This is a genomic window from Bacillus changyiensis (genome assembly GCF_027706145.1).
Taxonomy (GTDB): Bacteria; Bacillota; Bacilli; order Bacillales; family Bacillaceae; genus Bacillus; species Bacillus changyiensis.
Map to the genome: position 1 here is coordinate 665,398 of NZ_JAQFWW010000001.1, position 22,293 is coordinate 687,690.

At 36.3% G+C, this 22,293-nt stretch carries 20 protein-coding genes and 1 pseudogene; 6 read left to right on the forward strand and 15 right to left on the reverse strand.

Going from position 1 to position 22,293, the window contains the following annotated elements; translation table 11 throughout:
- Positions 1–7: 7 nt before the first annotated feature.
- Positions 8–655 (forward strand): TVP38/TMEM64 family protein, encoded by a 648-nt coding sequence (locus PDT38_RS03555; RefSeq protein WP_270799063.1) that lies wholly within the window; start codon positions 8–10, stop codon positions 653–655.
- Between the two features lie 44 nt (positions 656–699).
- Here PDT38_RS03555 and PDT38_RS03560 read toward each other — a convergent pair whose 3' ends face one another.
- The 3 genes from PDT38_RS03560 to PDT38_RS03570 form a co-directional block, all read right to left on the reverse strand.
- Positions 700–1,011, reverse strand: coding sequence for a YbjQ family protein (locus PDT38_RS03560; protein ID WP_172295031.1), 312 nt, complete (start codon positions 1,009–1,011; stop codon positions 700–702).
- Positions 1,012–1,082: 71 nt separating this feature from the next.
- Positions 1,083–1,952, reverse strand: coding sequence for an alpha/beta fold hydrolase (locus PDT38_RS03565; protein WP_394356212.1), 870 nt, complete (start codon positions 1,950–1,952; stop codon positions 1,083–1,085).
- A 395-nt stretch (positions 1,953–2,347) separates the two neighbouring features.
- A complete protein-coding gene (locus PDT38_RS03570) occupies positions 2,348–3,031 on the reverse strand; it encodes a YoaK family protein (RefSeq protein ID WP_270800113.1) in 684 nt (227 codons plus the stop codon).
- 342 nt (positions 3,032–3,373) lie between these two features.
- Here PDT38_RS03570 and PDT38_RS03575 point away from each other — a divergent pair, with 342 nt between their 5' ends.
- Complete coding sequence (locus PDT38_RS03575; RefSeq protein ID WP_270800114.1) at positions 3,374–4,507, forward strand: GGDEF domain-containing protein; 1,134 nt, start codon at positions 3,374–3,376, stop codon at positions 4,505–4,507.
- A gap of 152 nt (positions 4,508–4,659) precedes the next feature.
- On the opposite strand, the gene PDT38_RS03580 is transcribed toward PDT38_RS03575, so the two are convergent.
- The 5 genes from PDT38_RS03580 to PDT38_RS03600 all read right to left on the reverse strand — a co-directional run bounded on the left by PDT38_RS03580 (position 4,660) and on the right by PDT38_RS03600 (position 8,646).
- Entirely contained in the window at positions 4,660–4,884 is a 225-nt protein-coding gene (locus tag PDT38_RS03580; RefSeq protein WP_317134943.1) for an SdpI family protein, read from the reverse strand.
- A 206-nt stretch (positions 4,885–5,090) separates the two neighbouring features.
- The gene (locus PDT38_RS03585) at positions 5,091–5,222 is read right to left on the reverse strand and encodes a DUF1648 domain-containing protein (RefSeq protein ID WP_270799068.1); all 132 of its coding nucleotides are present in this window, start codon (positions 5,220–5,222) and stop codon (positions 5,091–5,093) included.
- A gap of 183 nt (positions 5,223–5,405) precedes the next feature.
- Complete coding sequence (locus PDT38_RS03590; protein WP_270799069.1) at positions 5,406–6,332, reverse strand: EamA family transporter; 927 nt, start codon at positions 6,330–6,332, stop codon at positions 5,406–5,408.
- A 37-nt stretch (positions 6,333–6,369) separates the two neighbouring features.
- Positions 6,370–7,626 carry a nucleoside permease gene (locus PDT38_RS03595; RefSeq protein ID WP_270799071.1) on the reverse strand — a complete coding sequence of 419 codons (1,257 nt, stop codon included), beginning with the start codon at positions 7,624–7,626 and terminating at the stop codon, positions 6,370–6,372.
- A 201-nt stretch (positions 7,627–7,827) separates the two neighbouring features.
- Positions 7,828–8,646: a purine-nucleoside phosphorylase gene (locus PDT38_RS03600; protein WP_270799072.1), complete on the reverse strand. Its 819-nt coding sequence runs from the start codon at positions 8,644–8,646 to the stop codon at positions 7,828–7,830.
- Between the two features lie 266 nt (positions 8,647–8,912).
- Between PDT38_RS03600 and PDT38_RS03605 the strand changes: the two genes are divergently transcribed.
- Complete coding sequence (locus tag PDT38_RS03605; RefSeq protein WP_270799073.1) at positions 8,913–10,130, forward strand: ROK family protein; 1,218 nt, start codon at positions 8,913–8,915, stop codon at positions 10,128–10,130.
- 145 nt (positions 10,131–10,275) lie between these two features.
- Here the strand turns inward: PDT38_RS03605 and PDT38_RS03610 are convergent, their stop codons facing one another.
- Positions 10,276–10,965, reverse strand: a complete 690-nt coding sequence (locus PDT38_RS03610) for a VOC family protein (protein WP_270799075.1) — start codon at positions 10,963–10,965, stop codon at positions 10,276–10,278.
- Between the two features lie 392 nt (positions 10,966–11,357).
- Here PDT38_RS03610 and PDT38_RS03615 point away from each other — a divergent pair, with 392 nt between their 5' ends.
- Positions 11,358–11,585, forward strand: coding sequence for a hypothetical protein (locus PDT38_RS03615; RefSeq protein WP_270799077.1), 228 nt, complete (start codon positions 11,358–11,360; stop codon positions 11,583–11,585).
- A gap of 542 nt (positions 11,586–12,127) precedes the next feature.
- Here the strand turns inward: PDT38_RS03615 and PDT38_RS03620 are convergent.
- Together PDT38_RS03620 and PDT38_RS03625 are read right to left on the reverse strand one after the other, a co-directional pair.
- Positions 12,128–12,799, reverse strand: coding sequence for a flagellar brake protein (locus PDT38_RS03620; RefSeq protein WP_270799078.1), 672 nt, complete (start codon positions 12,797–12,799; stop codon positions 12,128–12,130).
- Between the two features lie 260 nt (positions 12,800–13,059).
- Positions 13,060–13,770, reverse strand: coding sequence for a DUF421 domain-containing protein (locus tag PDT38_RS03625; RefSeq protein WP_270799080.1), 711 nt, complete (start codon positions 13,768–13,770; stop codon positions 13,060–13,062).
- A 210-nt stretch (positions 13,771–13,980) separates the two neighbouring features.
- Here PDT38_RS03625 and PDT38_RS03630 point away from each other — a divergent pair, with 210 nt between their 5' ends.
- Positions 13,981–14,832: a ferritin family protein gene (locus PDT38_RS03630; protein ID WP_270800117.1), complete on the forward strand. Its 852-nt coding sequence runs from the start codon at positions 13,981–13,983 to the stop codon at positions 14,830–14,832.
- A 352-nt stretch (positions 14,833–15,184) separates the two neighbouring features.
- On the opposite strand, the gene PDT38_RS03635 is transcribed toward PDT38_RS03630, so the two are convergent.
- Together PDT38_RS03635 and PDT38_RS03640 are read right to left on the reverse strand one after the other, a co-directional pair.
- Complete coding sequence (locus tag PDT38_RS03635) at positions 15,185–15,520, reverse strand: transthyretin-like family protein (protein ID WP_270799081.1); 336 nt, start codon at positions 15,518–15,520, stop codon at positions 15,185–15,187.
- Positions 15,521–15,539: 19 nt separating this feature from the next.
- Entirely contained in the window at positions 15,540–16,310 is a 771-nt protein-coding gene (locus PDT38_RS03640; RefSeq protein ID WP_270799083.1) for a collagen-like protein, read from the reverse strand.
- 431 nt (positions 16,311–16,741) lie between these two features.
- Here PDT38_RS03640 and PDT38_RS03645 point away from each other — a divergent pair.
- A pseudogene (locus PDT38_RS03645) lies at positions 16,742–17,343 on the forward strand (T7SS effector LXG polymorphic toxin); the annotation flags it as partial.
- A 436-nt stretch (positions 17,344–17,779) separates the two neighbouring features.
- On the opposite strand, the gene mutL reads toward PDT38_RS03645, so the two are convergent.
- Together mutL and mutS are read right to left on the reverse strand one after the other, a co-directional pair.
- The gene (gene mutL, locus PDT38_RS03650; protein ID WP_270799084.1) at positions 17,780–19,645 is read right to left on the reverse strand and encodes a DNA mismatch repair endonuclease MutL; all 1,866 of its coding nucleotides are present in this window, start codon (positions 19,643–19,645) and stop codon (positions 17,780–17,782) included.
- 16 nt (positions 19,646–19,661) lie between these two features.
- Positions 19,662–22,244, reverse strand: coding sequence for a DNA mismatch repair protein MutS (mutS, locus tag PDT38_RS03655; protein WP_270799085.1), 2,583 nt, complete (start codon positions 22,242–22,244; stop codon positions 19,662–19,664).
- Positions 22,245–22,293 lie beyond the last annotated feature (49 nt).

Genomic DNA, 22,293 nt, shown 5'->3' on the forward strand with positions numbered 1-22,293 from the left:
AGCAACTATGACAAAAAAATGGTTAAGCATTCTTTCGGTCATTATGATCATTGTGATCGGTTTTTCTCAAAAAGAGTCATGGCTAGAATTAGTCAGAACGGGAGGCATATATTCTATCATATTTAGCTGCCTGATTGTGGCGGTCTGCGTGTTTTTTCCCATTGTTCCGTTTGCCGTGATTGCTGGATTAAATGGAGCTGTCTTTGGAATCATCAATGGGGCATTGATCACTTTATCAGGATCAATGCTAGGAACGATGATGCTATTTTTTCTTGCTCGTTATGGGTTTAGAGATTGGGCAGAGAAAAAAATGCTGAAATATCCTAAAATGAATGAATATGAAGGCTATTTTAATCAAAATGCTTTCACAGCCGTACTTTTAGGAAGGCTGATCCCTGTTATTCCTTCCGTTGTCATGAACATTGTCTGTGGATTAAGCAAAGTCAAGTGGCTCATCTTTTTTGTTGCTTCAACACTGGGAAAAATTCCGAATGTGTTCGTTATCTCCATTGCTGGTGCTAATTTCAATGAACATAAACTGATATCATTTGCAATCTACGGTGTGTACATGCTGATCATTATGGTGATCATCTATAAGAAATACCCTCACTTCATTAATAAGAATAATCAGGCAGAACAGTCAGAGCCAAAATGATTTAATGAATACTCCCCCATAGGTATTGTATGGGGGAGTTGTGATTAATCGACGATGACGGCCGTTCCATATCCAATTAATTCAGAAGTACCTTGGCCTGCTGAAAGCTCGAACCTTAGTCCAACGATGGCATTTGCGCCAGCAGCTTCTGCTTGTTCAATTAAACGTTCCTTCACCATTTTCTTTGAGTCTTCAAGCATACCTGTATAACTTTTTAATTCCCCACCAATCACCGATTTGAATCCTGAAAGGATATCTTTTCCGATGTTTCGGGACTGTACAATACTTCCTGTAACGAGTCCTTTTACTTCTTGAATGTTTTTTCCTACTATTGCATCTGTTGTAACGATAAGCATGCGTTGTCCTCCTTATTTTAGTATATAAGTTACCCTACCACCTGAAAACATTATCATACTACAAAATAAATTTATTTTAGCGAATTAAAAAAGCTGATCACCTTATCTGCAACTGAGTTAGCTCCAGTTCCTAGCCATATCAAATGTCCCCATGCATCTACCTGATAAATCTTAGAATTAGGTAGATATTGATTGGCATGATTAGCATGGTCAAGCGGAACCACTCGATCGTGAGGACAGTGCATAATCAAAACAGGGCAAGAAATCGACTTTAAGTGATGAACTGATAGCTCAGCAATGCTTTTTAAATCAATTAAAAAGCCATGGCCTGAGCGCTGTCTATTATTCATTTTTCGTAACTCTTCAATATCTTTATTTTTCACTTTAACCATCACTTGTTCAAGAGGCAGACTGCTAAATGAAGGGATCATTTTTTTAAACATCCATTTTGGATATCGATTGCTTAGTAATGAAATCAATTTCCAAACGACCTTTTCAGCAAACGGATGAAACAAGCTTTTTCCGATCTTATATTCAATGTCTTCCTTTGTTAGCCATTTTTTTGTCACAGCACTTTGTAAAATCAATGATTTTACTCTGGCTGGATATGTTGAAGCGAAATAAATAGCACTTGGTCCTCCTGCTGACATGGCCAGCACATGAACTTTGTCTATTTTTAAGTGATCCAGTAATGCCAAATAATAATGACAAGCACTCCGCAAAGTGTCCCCGATTTCTTTAGATGTCTGGCCATAGCCCGCTCGCGAAGGCGTAATCAATAAAAAACCTTTTTCATATAGCGCTTGATAGCCAAACTCTTCATAGCAATTTGAATGTCCACCATGCATCACAAGTACAGGTTCACCATCGCCTAGCACTGAATATTCAATTGTCAATCCATTGAACTGAAAAATATCAACTTTTCGATCCGTGGCCATCATCCTCCCCCCATGTGAACTCTAGTAAATCGCCTCTTTTTCATATACGTAACAATCATACAAACTGTTTCATTTAAATTACATACTATGAAATTGACTAAAATATAAGGAGGGAAAGTTTTATGGAATACTATTATGACCACCATAAAAAACATGATGATTATTATTACTTCAAGTGTAAAAAGGTGTATTTCGATCCTTGCAAAAAACACTATGACTATGATTATGATTACGATAAAAAATATTATGATTATGATCATGACAAGAAGTATTACTATTGTAAGTATTTCGATTTTAAAAAGCATTACTAACATCTTAACTGAATCTATTAGACAATTTTTGTCACCCCGGTCCCCTAAGACCGGGGTTTTTTTCCATCGTTATGATCCGTTTTTACACTACATAGATTTAGACTTAAAAAAATGTTTTTTTTCATGCTTTTTTTCAACTTGAAACATGATTTCAGTGATAATAATCATCCCAAAAATGATCAAAATCGGGAGCCAAATTGCTACAAATGGATAAGCGGGTTTAGTAAATGCAGCGATAATGGCGCCAAGACAATACAACACAATCGCAAAAGCACGTAACCATGCATCTAATTGAAAGTTTTTTTGGTTCGTATTGCTACAAAAACGCTTCATAATATCTTCGAAAAAAGAAGCAAGCGTTCCAGTCAAAACAGTAGTGGAAATACCCGCAATATTGAGCTTTCTTGCAACAATAGTTTGAAGACCCATTGCAATACTAAGCAACATGATTAAAAGATGTGGGGAAGGATGGAATAGGGACAGACAGGCAAAGAGCAGCAAAACAAACCCTTCAACAGCAAGTGTTTTGGTTATGGCAAAAGGCCACAATGATTTTTCTTGCTTCCAAACAATAATCGCTGCGATCACTACACCGATGATAAAGCTCAATAATGCAGTAAGTGAGTACATCACTCTTTTTTGGAGTGAATGACCGATCGCTAATCCTAAAAAAATGATATTCCCAGTCATATTTGCGGTAAATACATGACCTATACTTAAATAACCAATCACATCTACTATTCCTGCCGTCAAACAGAGAAGTAAAACCATGATGTTTCGATAAGCATCTTTCAATGCGATCCAATCCTTTCTTGTGTTCGGCCTCCTTTTTAAGGCAAGCAATGTAACTGTGAGGAAAAATTTCCCGATATGCTTTTTGACAAAGAAAATTATAGCATAATTATTTTAAATTCCGTATATTCTCCACTCTAATTGTTCGATAAGTTTAACAAACAATTAGATTTATTAATTTTGATCCCTACAGTGGTCGTTCCATTTCATCCACGTTTTATAGAAAAATATAATGGTTACATTTGAAAAGATTTTGTGTTATTGTGAAAAATGGTGATAAATATGATAATGTTCATAAAAGATTTGATAATTAACTTAGCCATGCTTTGTTCCTGTATTTTTTTGTATACTCAATTTACGAATACATCGCCAATTAATCGGAATTCCCCATTTAAAACACGTCTATTTTTAGGGTTGTTAGGAGGATTATTGGGGAATATTTTAATGCAATATAGTATTCATATCGATGAAACGATGGTTGATCTTAGACATATCCCAATCGTTTTACTTGCATTTTATGGCGGTAGTCTTCCCGCGTTGATAGCCATGATTTTTATCATGCTAGGTCGCTTGTTATTTAGTGTCAATGGATCTTCATTTGCCGCTGTTATTTATTTATTATTAAGTACATTTGTTTCTATATGGATTGCAAACGTGAACTTTTCAAAAAGAATGAAAATATTTACGACACTGACACTAGCAAACATCATATTATCGGTTGTTTTTTCGTTCCTATTGAAAGATATAAAACTATTAAGTCACTTACTCCCTTCATATTGGGTCATTTCATACCTATCAGGCTTCTTTTCATTTTATATGTTGGAGTATTTAAGAAAAACTCAAAAACTATTTAATCAATATAAAATAGAGTCATTTACAGATGGACTAACCGGATTAAATAATGTTAGAAGATTTAATGAAATTTTAAATTCTCAATGGGAAAACTTAGAAAACAAGGGTGAAAAGCTATGTTTACTCTATATTGATATCGACTTTTTCAAAAAAGTAAATGATACTTATGGACATAAACAAGGTGATATCGTTTTAAAAGAACTTGGACATATTCTTAAATATACGATTAGATCATTTGATATTGTGAGTCGAAATGGTGGAGAAGAGTTCACGGTGTTGCTCTTAGATTGTCCCTTAAACCGAGCCCTTGAAATTAGTGAACGAATCAGGTCTTCTGTTGAAAACCATGTATTTCCACTTAGTTACGGAGAAAAAATTCCGATTACAGTCTCCATCGGTGTTGCTTGCACTAGTGATACTGCAAACAATTCTTCTACGTTAGTTGAAATGGCCGATAAGGCTTTATATCAAGCAAAAAGGACTGGACGTAATAAAGTTTGTGTTGCACCTCAATCCAAGTCGGCTGTTGTGAAAAATTGTCCTGAAAACCTGAATGATAAGGACACTAATCGACTTGTTGATCCTTCCTACTCATCATTTTGACAAAACTAAAATAGCTGGTAAAGTTGCAAAAAGAAGCCTTCAAGTTGGCTTCTTTTTGTAATCAATATAATCAATTCAGGTCGTGCTGCTCCTCCACATGCTCTGAAACAGCGACTCATCTCATCTGTGCCTATTTTCCCTAGTTGCATTCATTAACTATTTAGTTTCTTATAGATTGTATATGAAGCATAAACTGCTGTTAATGCGCCCACCAATAGCAAACCAATGATAACAATTGTTATATACTCAGGTATAACAATAGATAACCCTGTTATGAAATAGCCCAAGACAACAAACAACTTTGTTCCAAAACGGTTTGCCTGTTTCCACACTCTTTCATCTTTTAATGTCCACGGTGTCCTCAGGTCCATACGCATGATTAGGTTTTGTTTTTTTCATAGGATGACCCACAATGATGATAAAAAATCCAAGTACCAAAGCCAAAAGCTATAATGACCAAGTGTATAATAAATAAAAAACTTAGCATCATCATATTGATTTTATTTAATATGGTCATGTTATTTTTATGGAATAACATATGCGAAACGAACATAAGAAAAGGCATTAACAAGATAGCCCATGTTTAATCAACATATTGATCAGGTTCAGCGTTTGACCAGTGAATAGGTAATTCATGTGGCAAATTCGGAAACGCAATAATCATGACGATAAGACTTACTAAAATAATACCAATCGGTAAGAAGCTTTTGTTCATTTCACTTCACTCCTCCATGTTGTGAATTTGGAGTTTAGCAACAAAGGGATCTTCTATTCTCAAAAACAAATAATCATGAGAAATATTATCCATAAGGCTTTAAACAAGTAAAACACCATAGAAGGAATATCTATGGTGTTTCAAAATGAATAGTCAAGAATAGGACCCCAAAACTTAAAATATTTAAAAATTTTTATTCGCTGTACTTGCATTCTCAATCAAAATTTTCTTTTTCAATAATCTAGGAAGACAAATACCTACTAAAATGAGAAGTATACCTACAAATTGGGAAGCACCTACATGTTCTTTTAGCACAAACATAGACATTATAACCGCTGTAGGAAGCTCTAATGCTCCCAAAATAGATGCCAAACCAGAACCAACTAGTGGAACACCTTTAGAAAACAGCAATGTTGAAAGAAAAGGACCAAAAAAAGCTAAGTAAATTCCAAATTGTAGAGACAATTCTACTAATAGTTTTCCATTAGCAAAGAATGTAGGAGGTAAAATGATTGTACAGACTGTAAAGCCACCGGAAATCATAAGTGCTGTTTTTATCATAGGATTTACTTGAACGGCAACCTTTCCACTGAGTAGAATAAAGATCGTATATGACATGGCTGCCAAGAGTCCAAATAAAAACCCTAACAAATGCACATGTCTTACACCTGTTGAAAAGATATTGGTCGCACAGAGTGTTCCGATAAATAAAGGAATTAACGAGAGTAACTTCCCTTTCTCTGGAATCCTTCGATTGATAAGCGCCTCAATGAACACGCCCATCCATGTAAATTGAAATAGAAGGACAATTGCTAATGACGCAGAAATGTATTGAAGGGAAAGGTAATAAAACATTCCTGTTAATCCTGTTGTAGATCCAACCACAGTTAACAGAAAAATTTCTTTTTTGGTCGGCTTTACATACTTATTTGTGATTAAACGCTTTTTATGACTAAAAAGCACCCCTCCCCACAACATAAACGCCCCCAAGAACATTTGAATTCCAACAACATCATTCACGATAAACCCAGCTTTATAAGCTAATTTTACAATCGTAGATAAAACTCCATAGCTACAAGCTCCTAAGATGATATATATAATCCCTTTCATAATCCCACCTGATCTTTCTCCTTACTACTTCTAGTTTTCAATGACCTATTGTTACTTTCTTCATTTCATTATGATCATGTTTATATTTAAAACTTACTGCAAAAACAACGGCGAGAATGAGCGTATATGCTCCAAATACTAACCAAATACTTTGCCAATCCTTCACACCGTCTACAGTGAAATAATCCACGACCTTCCCACTCATAATAGCACCTACATAGGCACCTATTCCATTAACCATTGTCATGAATAAACCTTGTGCACTCGCACGTATTCGATGATCCACTTCCTTTTCTACAAAAATCGCCCCAGAAATATTAAAAAAGTCAAATGCACAACCGTACACTATCATTGATAATAATAATAAAATAAATCCCCCACTAGACGGGTTTCCATAAGCGAAGAATGTAAAACGTAAAGTCCATGCCACCATACTGATCAACATGACCTTTTTTATTCCGAATTTACGTAAGAAAAATGGGATGGCAAGGATAAAGAATACTTCTGAAATCTGTGATATTGATAATAAAACAGCCGGATATTTAACAACAAGACTATCTTTATATTGTGGATCCAATGCAAAATCATGTAGAAATGGATTTCCAAAAGTATTCGTAATCTGGAGTGCAGCTCCTAACAGCATCGCAAAAAGGAAAAAGATCGCCATTTTCTTTTGTTTAAATAATATAAAAGCATCAATGCCTAAAAGACTAACGAGTGACTTATCTTTCTTCGCTTTTGATGTTGGACAATCTTGAAGTGTCAATGAATACAATGCAAGTAAGAGTGAAGCACCAGAAGCAACATATAACTGAACGTTGCTCAATTCAAGCTTCAAAAAACTAATCGTCCACATAGCAAGAATAAAACCAACTGTTCCAAAAACACGAACAGGCGGGAAGTCTTTTTCTGTATCAAGCCCTGTTTTTTCTAAAGAAACGTAAGAGATGACATTAGATAAAGCAATTGTTGGCATGTAAACGATTGCATTAAAAAGCATAACCCAAAACATGATGATAGGATCTGAAATCTGTGCAGCTACAAATAATGCGACAGCTCCAAAAAAGTGGCAAATCCCGTATAATTGATTTGCTTTTATCCAGCGATCCGCAATAATCCCTGTCATACTTGGCATAAGAATTGCAGCAATTCCTTTTGAGCTAAAAACAAGCCCGACTTGTGCTCCAGTAAAATGCAACGTGTTGATCATATAAGATCCAATTGTTACAAGCCAAGATCCCCAAATGAAAAACTGAAGAAAAAACATAATTCGAAGACGTAATTTTGTATTCATTTCTTCCTCCTGATCTTTAGCATAATAGTGGATTTGTCGATCATAAAAATCAGAGACTTAAACAGTTAGGATAATGTAATTGAAACATGTAACTGTAACAAATGACGATTGTCAACACGTGAGCTCTCTCTGGAAACGGATCGCACATTATGGATTTGCAACAGCCAACAAGGTGTCAATCGCCTGAGACCTCATCTTATCTTACATTCTTGCAATAGATTCTTTTACTAATTTAATAAATTTCTCTCTTACTGTAGCAGCTACCTCAATTACTTCATCATGACTTAATGGTTGATCAAGAATCCCGCATGCCATATTAGTTAAACAGGAAATACCAAGAACTTTCATACCTCCATGAACAGCAACAATTGCCTCTGGGACTGTTGACATACCAACAGCATCCGCTCCGAATGTGCGAATCATCCGAATCTCAGCTGGGGTTTCGTATGTCGGTCCGCTCCACCAAGCATATACACCCTGTTGTAATGTGATATTTTGTTCTTTCGCTACAGTAGAGGCAATATTTCGTAAACCGTGATGATAAACTTCAGAAACGTCTGGGAAACGGGTTCCCAATTTATCATCATTAGGACCAATCAATGGATTTGTAGCAACTAAATTAAGATGATCAGTAATTAACATTAAATCTCCTGGATTAAAACTTGTATTAATAGCACCGCATGCATTAGTAATAATCAAATTCTCTACACCCAGTGCCTTCATCACACGTACTGGAAAAGTTACTTCATCCAAGGTAAAGCCTTCATAATAATGAAAACGCCCTTTCATCACCACTACCGTTTTTCCCTTTAATTCTCCTATGACTAATTCGTTTGCATGTCCAATTGCTTCAGACTTCGCAAAGTGCGGAATCTCATGATAAGGAATCTTGAAAGGGCTTACAATTTCTTCAGCAAGAGGTCCTAAACCTGATCCTAAAATCATTCCAATCGTTGGACGATGAGCAGTCTTATTCATTATAAAATCTCTAGCTTCTAAAATTTCTTGGTATTTGTGCATTCTAACTCCTCCTTAATTAGACAAACTGCGAAATTCATAACAATTTGTTAAGACTAGTTTAACAGGCAAAACAGATGATTGTAAATAACTAAATTTCATTTTTATAAAAAGTATGTATAATTAACAAGTGATAAACAAAATAAACCTCTTTAAATGGTTAACTTTTTTTATAAATAAATAAAAGATCAGGATAATTTGGCTTCATCTTTTTAAATAAATCAGATAAAATAAATATAATGAAATGAAGAGCCTTCGGAGGAAATATCATGCTAAACGAATTTGTGGGGCTAACATCGCCAAAGACAAAAAAACTAAAACTTTTATATAGCTTGGTTCGCAAGTTTGGGCCTGTAAGGATTAACACACTTACTGAACTAACTGGCTACAAACATGTGACTTGTGCACGTCTACTCGATGAACTTGTAGAAGAAGGACTGATCTATGATAGTGGGATTGGGGAATCAAGTGGCGGAAGGAAACCATTGATGTACGTGATCAATCCTAACACTTATTATTTAGTTGGCGTGGAAATGACCAATTTATACACGACAGTATTGCTTCTCGATCTGAAATTAAATATTTTAGCCGTTGAAAAATTAAAAATGGATTCAACATGTACAGGAGAGTACACGTTAAATTTTGTATCCCAATGCATCGATGAATTATTAGCGAAACACAACATTCAAAGGGAGAAATTGCTAGGAATTGGTATCGGCGTTTTGAATCCTATTGACCAAGAACGGGAAGTCATCACAAATCCTCATTCTTTTCCTGCAGAGGGATGGGATAACTTAAATATTGTCGACTATTTAAGACAGAAAAATAATACCCTTGTACTGCTTGATAATGGAACAAATTTGGCAGCATTAGCAGAATACCGTAATAACTATTGGAAAGAAACAGATAATGTAGTTTTTGTCTCTAGTGATATGGGGATTCGTTACAGTACAATTTTTCAAGGCAGATTGGTTCATAACAAAAATGAAACGGGTGATGCCTTTGGACACACCATAATTGATCTGCATGGCCGACGTTGCTCATGCGGGTCATATGGTTGTCTACAGGCCTATAGCAGTTTGCCAGCTATTCGCGATGAAGTCGTTCGGCGGATGAAGCGTGGTCACGTTTCATTACTTGAAGATAACATTCAGGATGTAGAAGATATAGATTTTCACCATATTTTAAATGCAATAGAGAAAGAAGACCCTCTTTGTCTTGAAGTCGTTGAGGAAGCAGCTTATTTTTTTGGTATCGGTCTTAGTAATTTGATCTTCCTTTTGCGCCCAGATATTGTGATCTGTGGAGGAACCTTAGTTCCAAAACCTCTTTTTTATGAAGTAGCCTCTGAAACAGCACAAAAGCGACTCATGCAATTTCCAAATCGTCATGTTCAGATTATTAAGTCAACTGCAGCTTACAATATCGTAGCACAGGGAGCGGGATGTATGATACTGGATTATTTCACTGAAGAGGTTATACCATAGGAAGCTATTCGTATTTGTGACCGAAACAATTTCTATTTAGTAGAGGTGTATAATTGTCCTCGGACATTTCAAAAGGTTCAGTTTGATGGTTTAGGTCAAATAGATTGTCCAAAGTGATGCGAAGACAACATGCAGGACAAAGTCCTTACTTATAGCTTGTCTTGTACACCTCTAACTGTTTATTTGAGTTCATTATAATTCTATTGTTATTGATCGTTATAATCTCCAGAGGATATATAGCAGATACTTTATCAGAAAAAATCCACCTTCTTCCTGGTTGAGTAAGTAAAATGAATATCCCTTTTGAAGCATCTCCCATAAAATGAAGTGAGGTTGGGCTTAAAGGCTGATTTTCTCGTTCATAAATTCCGATATCCATTAGCCTTTTACCTACATCTATTGCATCATCAACAATCAGACCTATTTCACTAATATTTAGAACGGACTCAATAGAGAAAGGTTCCATTCTTTTTCTAGAGATAGAATGTCTAGAAATGAACTCAACTATATTACCTGCAGGATCATAAAAATAAAGTGAGTGTGCATCTGAACCTGAGAAATATATTTCATCATCTCCATCTTCAATATTTAAGCTAACTTTTTCCTTAACCCATGATTTTGCTTCAGCAAATTGATTAGCTGGAATGTTAAAAGCAAAATGGTAATAAGGCTTACCTTCTATATTTTCTGATGTAAACTTTAACGTACTTGAACCAATTACAATTTGAATGCTATCTTTATCTGCTTTAAGTAAAGGAAATCCGAATTTTTCTACATAAAACTTTCTCATCTCTTTGATACATTTCGTTTGTAAAGTCACCGATTTTACTTCCATATGTAAACACCCCTTTATTCACTCATTTTTAATTACAGTATAATACAAATTTACAAATAACTAAAACATGATTAGTTGGTGCTTTTTTAGTATATTGTCAGAAACCTCTTTTTGGTGTCAGCAAAGTTGGTCAACAATTCGCCAATGGCTACTTTTTCACAGTTTGTTAAGGCTTCTAATAGGCTTGAATGACCAGCCTCCTCGTAAAAGAGTTGGCGTTCATTTGCCTTGAAATGATTGTTATCCAGGTTCACCTTTCAGAAGTTTATAACAGAAGAATATCTTGAATAATGATTGGCTAGAGGAAGCAATGGCGTTTTCTTTGCGCTATACTGGAAGTGATGCGTTTTTTTGTAAATTTATAACTGAATTTACTAAAGAGGAGGTATATTTTGAATCCACTTTTGAAGATTTTCCTTGGAGTGGCACTTGTATTTGGAGCTGTTATTGCTCTTTTGTTTAAGTTTGAAATTGGTATGTTTATTATCTATTTATCAGTTGGGTTCATTCTTATCTCAAAAAATGACGATAAGAACTCGCTTCAAAAGTATAATGTTCTGATAGGGATCTTGATTTTTTTATTCAGTTTTGTGTACTTATTCATCAGTGGATTTGTTTAGCACCACTATTGCCTGCTCTTATCGTTTTACTCATGAGCGATCTCTTTTTACTTCTGTTCAAAACCGGCTTACATGACAGTTGACGACGCCTTTCTTCCTCAATCATCATTTACATAACTGGCCAGCACTTTCAATGGTAACATTACCATTGAAATGCTGGTCCTTGATCTGCTATATGCGGAAATATTGAAAAGTGTGGCTAAGCCACTCACACCATCCATTGAGATAAAGAAGATCTCTTCAACACTATAAGATTTTATTTCGTCAAAGAATTACATCCTGTTTCATTCTCAATAAATTAAAAACCCTTCTTGAACATTCATTCCCTTTCGATCTAGCATTTTGAAAGGTCAAAAAATCTGCACTTCTATTGTAGTCATGCCTTCATATAACTCCATATTATGGTAAAGAAAGACCCTCCATTGACATAAGAGGATCTGTGACAGATCACCGTCTTCCTCAATCTTTGGAGGGTTAACATTCTCTATCTTGAACAAAGACACCGTAGGCTATCCCATCTAGACAATAGCAAAAATAACATTTCATTCAGATTCAGATTTAAGCTTTCTTTTTTCTAACAATTGGCATTTTATGCAATATTGAACAAATATTTGTTTATCATGCTCATTCATCATGATAAATTCAACTGTCATGATCTGTTTGTTTGTTCTACGATCAAGATAAGTGCGTTTGACTTGGGCATGAACGCTAATCATAGTTTCATCATGCTCCTCATTTGGTAGAGAGATACTTAAATTCAAGTCTTTTTCTGGTTCGTGTTTTTGTGTGTCTTCAATGAATAATGCAGCACCTCCAGCGCTAATATTTGCTGTATATGTTTTAAATATTGAGCCAGATCCATGTGGACGAACAGTGACAGGAAGCGTTGCATTTACTCTAAAAAATTGCCGCCTTTGAATTTTTGTCATTTGATCTTCTTCAGGTAAATACATAGTTAAAACATGGATATTGGAATGGATCTCTCGTCCTTGTATGACACTAGTAAACTTATACGGGACTCGTTTTTTATTTACAAAATGAATCGTGGCAATTGTATTTGTTGGAATAATAACAGTCCTTCCCGTTTCTTCATTAACAGGATATTGTACTCTTAAAACATTTTCTTCAATGGATGACACTTTGCTTTTCGCAATGACATCTTCTTGATTTTCGTTTTCGAATTCTATTATTATGATATCTCCTAAGGATAACAATTGGCATCACTCTTTCAATTCTACTTAATCATTATATCGGTACTAAGACATGCAAATTAAAGAAAAGAAATATCATAGGTTCTTCCAAACTGCCATGCAGACGATGCCTTCTGAAATAAATATATTCGATTCTGATTCCCTTTTATTCATGGGCTATTAAATTTCACTCCTAATATTTTCTCAATGAAACTTTGCTTGTTGGCAGTGGCATGTTGTCACTTATCGAAAAAGATTTTGCATTTATAGAATGCTGAATTCACTTATTCTTTATCAAAAGAAGAATGTATATGATCTTCATATGTATCTATATAGATATTTCCATCAGGTGATAATACTGCATAAAACACTTCATCTGTGGATAGACCACGCTTTTTCAACCCAGATTGTAACCATGCCTGAGAAAGTTGATTATCTTTCAAGTTTTCATTCTTTATTTTTCCATCCATGATTAATTCAATCGGGAGCTTTCCTTCTGTCGTAGTGGCAACCCACAAATCCTTTTTTGTCACATTTCTGAATTGTGGTTTTTTTAATACTGTTAAGGTTCCATTTGTTTCCACAATGGCATAGAGTACTTCTTCGATTTTGAATACATTCTTTTCTCTAAGTTGTTGATTCAAATAATCAATTGTATAACGCATTTTTCGCATGTTGTGTTCAAGAACTTTTCCATTTTGAATCACAACAGTTGGATCACCGGCAAAAAATTTGCGGCCTTTTTGACTCCAAAGAGATATATACGCAGTAGCTAAGATCACAAAAACAAAGATAAAAAAAGCCAGTACCATGTGATGAATTTTAAGAGAGGTATTAAAAGCCAGATTTGCAGTAATAGCGCCTAATGTAATTGATGCAATAAAATCAAAGATATTCATTTGTGAAATTGTTTGTTTCCCCAACAATCTTGATCCTACCAATAAAATACAAAAGGCAAGAATCGATCGAAGGATTACTTCAATATGTTCACTCATAGATTTCACCAACTTATTGTATCGTCTAAAAACATCATAGACAAAAGAGATCTTATATATACTGGAATAATGGTTAGACACATATACATGCACTCATTGTTGTATTAGGCATATGCTACATTACTAAATACCGCAAATAGGACGGTGAAATTGGTGTACCCTTATCCTGTTTATAATCCTTATATAAGCAATAGAAGTGATGCTTTTCGTATGCCGCCTGACAGAAAACTAATTAATGACATCCACAAGGCAATTAACGGAGAGCATAGCGCCATTCTCTGCTATAAGCAAATAGCCGAAAATGCCCCCACAGAAGATATAAGAAAACAAATACATGAAATTAGACAAGATGAGCAACGACATTTTGAAGAGTTTAGCACAATTTTCACTAACCTGACAGGTAAAAAGCCAATCCCCATAATCACAGAAGGATGTCCTAAAAAGTATAGAACCAGCCTAGAGTCTGCTTTTAAAGATGAGCAGGAGACAGTCGATTTTTATTTGGATTTAGCAGACCGAATACAAAATCAGTCAATTAAAAAGATTTTTCAACGTGCAGCAGCTGATGAACAAAATCATGCTGTATGGTTCTTATTTTTTTTAAATACATCGTCTACACAACAAACACGTCAAGTTAATTATGGGGCAAAAGGTGCTTTAAATGCCGATAGGCTCACCTTATCTCAAATGCTTACCTTTGCCATTCAGGATGAGTACTTAGCTCAAGCAAGATACAATGAAATTCTAAGAAACTTCGGGAATATTCGAACCTTTGTCCAAATTAAAGAAGCCGAATTACGGCATATCAATGCATTACTTGCTTTTTTTGAACGATACCAGGTACAAATACCTAAAGACACCTCTCAATTATATGTCACTACACCAGTAACCCTTAAGGATGCATATGCTTCTGGAGTACAAGGGGAAATTGATAATATCGCCATGTATAACAAGTTTCTAACTTTTGATATTCCAGCAGATGCAAGAACAATTTTTACTCAATTACGCAACGCATCACTAAATCATTTAGAGGCTTTCAAAAGAGGTCTTGAGAGAAATTGAACCTGTGAAATTGGAAGAAGAATTTATTTTATAGAGATAGAACTTAAGGGGATTTTAGCCTGCTGGAAAGAGACCTTTGTTTCATCATATGTCGTCTTTCTTTTGATTTTCAAATAATTACGGAGAGACAACTGAAAATTGTATGAGTAAGCATCACTGTTTTTGAACAAATTGGAAATGCATTATGCTCAGAAATTATTATGGACTTGAACTATTTATGGTTAATTTCAAAATGCCCGTCTTTCGGCAATAAAAAAACTCTCATCATTTGAAAGGATGTGGATTTGACAATAAAACCGGTATTTCATTCCACTCTGAAAGCAAGAAAAAGGAGTAAGATACCCTCTACTCCTTAAGTTATAAACTGTGATACTGTGATTGTTGATCCATTTGATTTAATTGTTGCGCTAATTTTAATATTTTTTTTATTATCAGGTAACCCTAAGATTTTTGTTGAAAATATCCCAACTTCATTTGTAATTACATGATTAGAACTAAAAATATCTTTATTTAAGGAACTGTTTAATGCAACTCTTACATCTTTTAAAGGTACTCCATTGCATGTTACTTTACCAATTACTGTATTATTTCGTCGAATTTTTGGACTGTCTAGTACAATTCCAGGACACTTATTTTCCCAGTCTTCTCTTAAAATAGATCTACCGCAACCACATTTTTTCTTATTCATTTCCAACTTCCTTTATATATTAAAAGTTCTGTGTACATGTTGGGCATGGACCACCTGTTGGATTAAATACAACATTGTCAACAAGCACTGCTGAACCTGCCGCGGGATTACCTATATTTTGAAAAGTGATACAAGCAGTTGTGGCTCCTGGAGGGGCACAAACAACTAATTCATAATTTTGAAAAACACTTTGTGGTTGGTTTGATTGTGCAATAATGTGCGGTATATCGTTTGTGAAAATAGGATTAGTTGTAACTGGTCCTCCTGCAGTCCCTGTTACTGTAATTAAAGGTGGACATGGCTGAGGCGGAAAAGAAACCGATGCAACAAGAATTCCCTGTGCCCTTGCATTTCCTGCAAAAGTTAGCGTATAACAACACCCTTCTGAAACTGGCACCACTTGATTTATAAATCCCGGTGTTGCCACTTCCCCCACAGGAGGATTAGGGTTTAGTCCAAGAATTCTAACTGATTGTACGGTTGGAGTTGTTGGGCTACCAACAAAACGACCACTATGGGAATCTGGAAAATTAACAACTTCTGCAAAATTTGACGTCCAAGATACTGGGGGAGCACCAACAGGAGATAAGTCAAAACCTGGATTGGCAAGTAAATTATTACACGGACAGCATGCCTGCGCAGGTGGTCCTGTTGGTCCTGTTGGTCCTGTTGGCCCTGTTGGCCCTGTTGGTCCTCTTCTCCCCCTTCTTCCAGGAACGCCTATTGTTTTAACACAACAACATACACTAAAACATACACCACAATAAGGACATTTTATATCTCGATACATATAACAGTCTCCCTTTTCTTTTATTGTCTATCTATTTTATAATCATTTGATAATTTCTGACTGGACTAAAATGGGAGTTTATAAAATGTTTTATCATAGTATGTAATTGGAAAACGTTCTTTGATTTGATAAACAATGATTCATCTTTTTGTTTTTGAAATTCGACCGTCTCTACTCATATAGATCCTATTAATGAATGATTTAGCATTGAATCCATGTATTTCTCCTCTTTTTATTTTTCCACATGAACACTCGTCATTACTTGATGATAATACGTTAGAAATCTCTAAAATTTCAACCGATGATAAAAGGAATAATATCCCAATCCAAAAGACTTATTTGCTTACATATGTCTCTTCATCCCACAACATTTATAAAAAGAGTGGTAAACTTTTATATTAGTTACTTACTTTAAAGATGAGAAGAATGGAATAAAAACTCTTGATGTTAAAGCGTTGCGTGAAGGAATTGATAAAACGCTTGACGATTAAAAGTTCAATCTAAAGAAATCGCCAAAATTAAAAAAAGCGTTGACGGTATTGTATCTTTAGATGACACTTTAAAGGGAAAAGGCGGTGAGGCGATTCGCAATTTTTACGAGGAGTGTCACACCCCTTTTTTGCGTTTCTATGATTTGTTTATCGAAGAATACACATCTTCACTCAAGAAAATCAAAAAATCGTTAGAATTACTAGAATCTCATGATGATGGATTAATCTCACAACAATTTCTTGAGAACGACCTTGAAGACGGTTTAAATGAAGGTGACAGGGAAACAAAAAGCATAGTTTCCTCAACGAATGACGTCATCAAAAAAGTCAAACATATTGTCGATTTACCCGAGCTGGACGATAGTGAGTTTGATAAGCATCAGAAACAAGCCCTGAAAGAAGATGAACACGACACACTTGAAAAAATTAACACATTCGACAGAGAGCAAACAAACGAGTTGAAGACAGCCGCAAACGATCTTTTTTACATATTGATGAAGTGTATCCAATGTACTATCATAGGTTTGAAGAAAATGCAGACTAAAAAAATAGTGTATTGAATCTTTTAAAGGCAATCTAGAATGGACCTTATTTCAGAGCTTCATAGCAAAAAAAGTGAAAAATTATGTGATAGCTCCAAAAAAATATTTGAAATGCAAAAACAGTTTTTTGAACAAAACAGAGGAAGTACTGAGAAAGATTATTTTACAGAAGAAGAGTACAGGTCACTTTGTGAAAAAAGGTATTGAAGATATTCCAAACTTAACTAAACATATAAAATCAGTTATTAAATTTCAAAATTAAAATTGATATCTGCCCTCTTTACACAGAAAGCGCCTCCTTTATTACCTCCATAGCGCCTCAATTTTTATTTACGTCTTTGCACACCACAATCAAAACATAAAACAGAAAGTGTCTTGCGTGTTGAAAAATACAAAAAGGGTGGGCAAGACCATTCACCCACCCTTTTAATCCTTGCTACATCACGCGTTTAAACATCTTCTCCATCTCATAAGTCGAATAATGAATGATAATTGGGCGGCCATGCGGGCATGTGAAAGGGTCGGTTGTTCGGCGCAGCTCGTCGAGCAGAGCGCTGATTTCATCATCACGCAAATGGCGGTTCGCTTTGATTGAGCCTTTACAGCTCATCATAATGGCCGCTTCTTCGCGAAGTTTTTTGATATCGATGTTTCGGTTATCGAGAACCTGTTGAATGATATCTTCAATAATCATCGCTTCCTCACCCATCGGAAACCACGTCGGATGACTTCGGACGATATAGCTGCCGGCGCCGAATGATTCGAGAAAAACGCCAACTTTAGCCAAGTCTTCGAAATGGTCTTCAATGATCATTGCTTCATTTTTTGAATAATGGAAAGTCAGCGGTACAAGCAGATCCTGAACTTCTGGTTCGATTTCTCCAACTTTTTCCCGAAAATATTCATATTTAATTCGCTCCTGTGCAGCATGTTGGTCAATAATGTACAGTCCGTTTTCGTTTTGCGCCAGGATGTAGGTGCCGTGCATTTGACCAATCGGGTACATGATCGGAACACGTTCTTTTGCTGTCACTGTTTCTTCGTCATGCTCAAACTTATTGTCCGATGGTGCTTCATATGGATCTTCCACCATGTCTTCAATGACCTCTGGTTCAGACCTTACATCTTGCCGAGGAAGATTTCCCACTTTCTCCTGTGAAGGTGGCGCCTCCTTTACAATTCCCGAAAAAGAAGGTGATGAAGCTTGTTCTAGTTCAACTTTTCGATCAGGAGCATTGTCAAAATTCATTTTTTGCTGTTCAGGCTTCACAAATGAAGGCGCTGGAGGTTTCGGCGTTTGCACACTTGGGATGAGTTGCTGCTGTTTGAATACATTTTTGATTGCATCGCGAATTAATTCGTGGAGCTCGGTCTCCTTGCTCAACCGCACTTCAAGTTTAGACGGATGTACATTGACATCGACAAGGAGCGGATCCATATTGATTTCAATAAAAGTGATCGGGTGCCGTCCGATCGGCAATAATGTATGGTAGCCTTCGTGAATGGCCTTTACAAGGGGGAAATTTTTAATATATCTACCATTCACAACAGATGACATATAATTTCGTGATGCTCGGGTGATTTCAGGAAGCGCTATATAGCCCTTCACTTCAAAATCAAGGGAACTAGCATGAAGCGGAAGCATTTTTTTAGCAACCGCTGTTCCATAAATTGCTGCCAGTACATGGCGAACATCCCCGTTCCCATTTGTTTGCAACAAGGTTTTTCCTTGGTGACGCAGTCTAATAGATACTTCTGGATGGGCCAAGGCGATTCTGTTGACAACATCTGTAATATTACCGAGCTCAGTATGGATCGTTTTCATATATTTTAGTCGTGCCGGTGTATTAAAAAATAAATTGGCTACCGTAATTTCTGTTCCTCTCCGGCTAGACGATTTTTGCTCGGAAATGATTTTTCCTCCTTGAAGTGTGAGATGAGTTCCTGCTCCTTCGCCAGTGCTTGTTTTGATGGTTAAGTGTGAGACAGATGCAATACTTGGCAAAGCTTCTCCACGGAATCCGAGTGTTCGGACACGGAACAGATCGTTTTCATCTTTGATTTTGCTTGTTGCATGACGTAAAAATGCGGTTTTGCAGTCTTCCGCATCCATCCCTTCACCATTGTCAACAACTTGAATAGATGAAAGTCCTGCCTCTTCAACATCGATTTCAATAACTGAACTGTTTGCATCAATTGCATTCTCGACCAGCTCTTTCACGACTGATGCCGGTCTTTCCACAACTTCACCCGCCGCGATTTTATTTGATAAATCATCAGGAAGCTGGACTATTTTTGCCAAGTTGGTTCACCTCTCTTTATCTTAATTTTTTTTGCAGCTTGTACAATTCATTCATCACTTGTAAAGGGGTCATATCCAATAGGTTCATCGCTTTAAATTCCTCGAGAATGCCCTGTTCTTTATTAGACAGCTTTGCTTTCATTTTTTGAGGCTGATTCGTTTCAAAGAAAGATAACTGGGCAGGCTTTTCCTCGGCTACTGCTGTCGGAGTTTCTTTTGTTGCTGGTGTCGATTCCTTTGCACCAGCTTCAAGCTCTGCTAAGATTGTTTTGGCTCGACTGATTAAATCGGCCGGCAGTTCAGCAAGTTGCGCGACATGGATCCCATAGCTTTTGTCTGCGGCTCCTTCTTTTATTTGATGGAGAAAAACCACTTTTCCTTCATATTCTTCTGCACGAACGTGAACATTTTTCAGATCTGGAAGCTTGTCTTCAAGTGCTGTCAGTTCGTGATAATGGGTGGAGAATAATGTTTTTGCACCGATATGGTGATGAACGTATTCGATGATCGCCTGAGCGAGCGCCATTCCATCATATGTTGATGTACCTCGACCGATTTCATCAAATAAAATCAAGCTGTTTTTTGTTGCATGGATCATCGCATTTTTGGCTTCAAGCATCTCCACCATAAAAGTACTTTGACCAGAAATTAAGTCATCGGCTGCACCTATTCTCGTGAAAATCTGATCAAAAATCGGTAAGTTTGCTTTTTTAGCAGGGACAAAACAGCCGATTTGCGCCAAAATTGAAATTAAAGCCATCTGTCTCATATATGTGCTTTTTCCCGACATGTTTGGCCCTGTAATTAATAGCATTTGTCTTCCTTTTCCCATTTCACAGCTGTTCGGCACATATGACTGGCTATCCATTACTTTTTCAACGACCGGATGACGTCCATCAACAACTTGAACATTGTCCTCAGAAAATATCGGCTTTACGTAATGGCGATTCTCGCTAATTGTTGCAAAGCACTGTAAAACATCAAGTTCACTCATCATTTTGGCAAGTGTTTGCAGGCGAGGGATATATTGCTTCACCTGCTCGCGAAGCTCGGAAAACAGCTTATATTCCAGTTCACAAATATTGTTTTCCGCTTCTAGAATCAAAGCTTCTTTTTCTTTCAATTCCGGAGTAATATAACGCTCAGCATTTGTTAACGTTTGTTTTCGTTCATAACGTCCTTCTTCCAGAAGATGAATGTTTGCTTTTGTGACTTCAATATAGTAGCCAAACACCTTGTTAAATCCGACCTTTAAGGAGCGAATCCCAGTGGATTGCCGTTCCTTTTGCTCAAGTTGAGCGATCCAGTCCTTCCCATTTTTACTTGCATCTCTATATTCATCAAGTTTTAAGTGAAAGCCGTCTTTTATTAAGTTTCCTTCTTTTAAAGAAAGCGGTGGTTCCTCATGAAGAGCTTCTTCTAAAAGCTCTAACAAGTCATTACATGGATCAATTTTTCCTGCACGTTCTTTTGCTTTCGGATGATTAAGAGAAGTGACAAGCTGCTTGATTGCCGGAACTTGTTTTAGTGATTCCTTCAATTGAATCAAATCTCTAGCATTCACATTTCCATAAGCCACACGACCAGCAAGCCGCTCAAGATCGTATACTTCTTTCAGCCGTTCGCGCAAATCCTCGCGTTCAAACAAGTGAGTGATTAATGTTTCAACGATTTCCTGCCGTTCTTCAATCTGGCTTTTCCGAACCAATGGCCGGTCAATCCATTGTTTTAAAAGGCGGCTGCCCATCGCTGTTTTCGTCTCATCCAATAGCCAGAGAAGTGAGCCTTTTTTATTTTTTGAACGGATCGTTTCAGTCAATTCTAAATTGCGCTTAGAATACAGATCGATTTTCATCGCTTCTTCCAATTGATATGGCTGTACTTTCTGAAGATGGTCAAGACTTCTTTTTTGCGTGCGTTTTAAATATGTGTAAAGTCTGAGAAAAGTTTGCCTCATATCATCATCTGGTAAGTCGTTGACAATATCAGCTGATTTTTCCATTTCGTCTTCAAAAGAAATGGTTGCTCCTAAGCGATCTTTTAACATGGCGATGCTTTTATCACTAAAGCTACTGGCCACAACGATTTCCCGTGCTCCGACAGAATATATTTCTGACACGACATCATCAAAATTTTCAATGGTTGTTACTAGATTCTCACCTGTCGTTAAATCTGAAAACGCAAGGCCGTATGTGTGCTGCTTCACACTGATCGATGCGATAAAATTGTTTTCATTTTCATGGATACCCTTACCGTCCATGACAGTTCCCGGTGTAATTAACTGAACAACTTCCCTTTTCACGACTCCTTTTGCAGTCTTAGGGTCTTCCACTTGTTCACAGATCGCTACTTTATAACCTTTTTTGATCAACTGTTCAATATAGGATGAACAAGCATGATAAGGAACTCCGCACATTGGGATTCGTTCATCTGTTCCTCCATCTCTGCTCGTTAAAGTGATTTCGAGTTCCTGAGATGCTTTTTTTGCATCCTCAAAAAACATCTCGTAAAAATCGCCAAGACGAAAAAATAAAAAGGCATCCTGATAATCTGCCTTAATCTTTAAATATTGCTGTATCATCGGCGTGTAACCTGCCATAAAAATCCCCCACTATGTATTTTACGTTCTATTTATTCCAAAATAGATT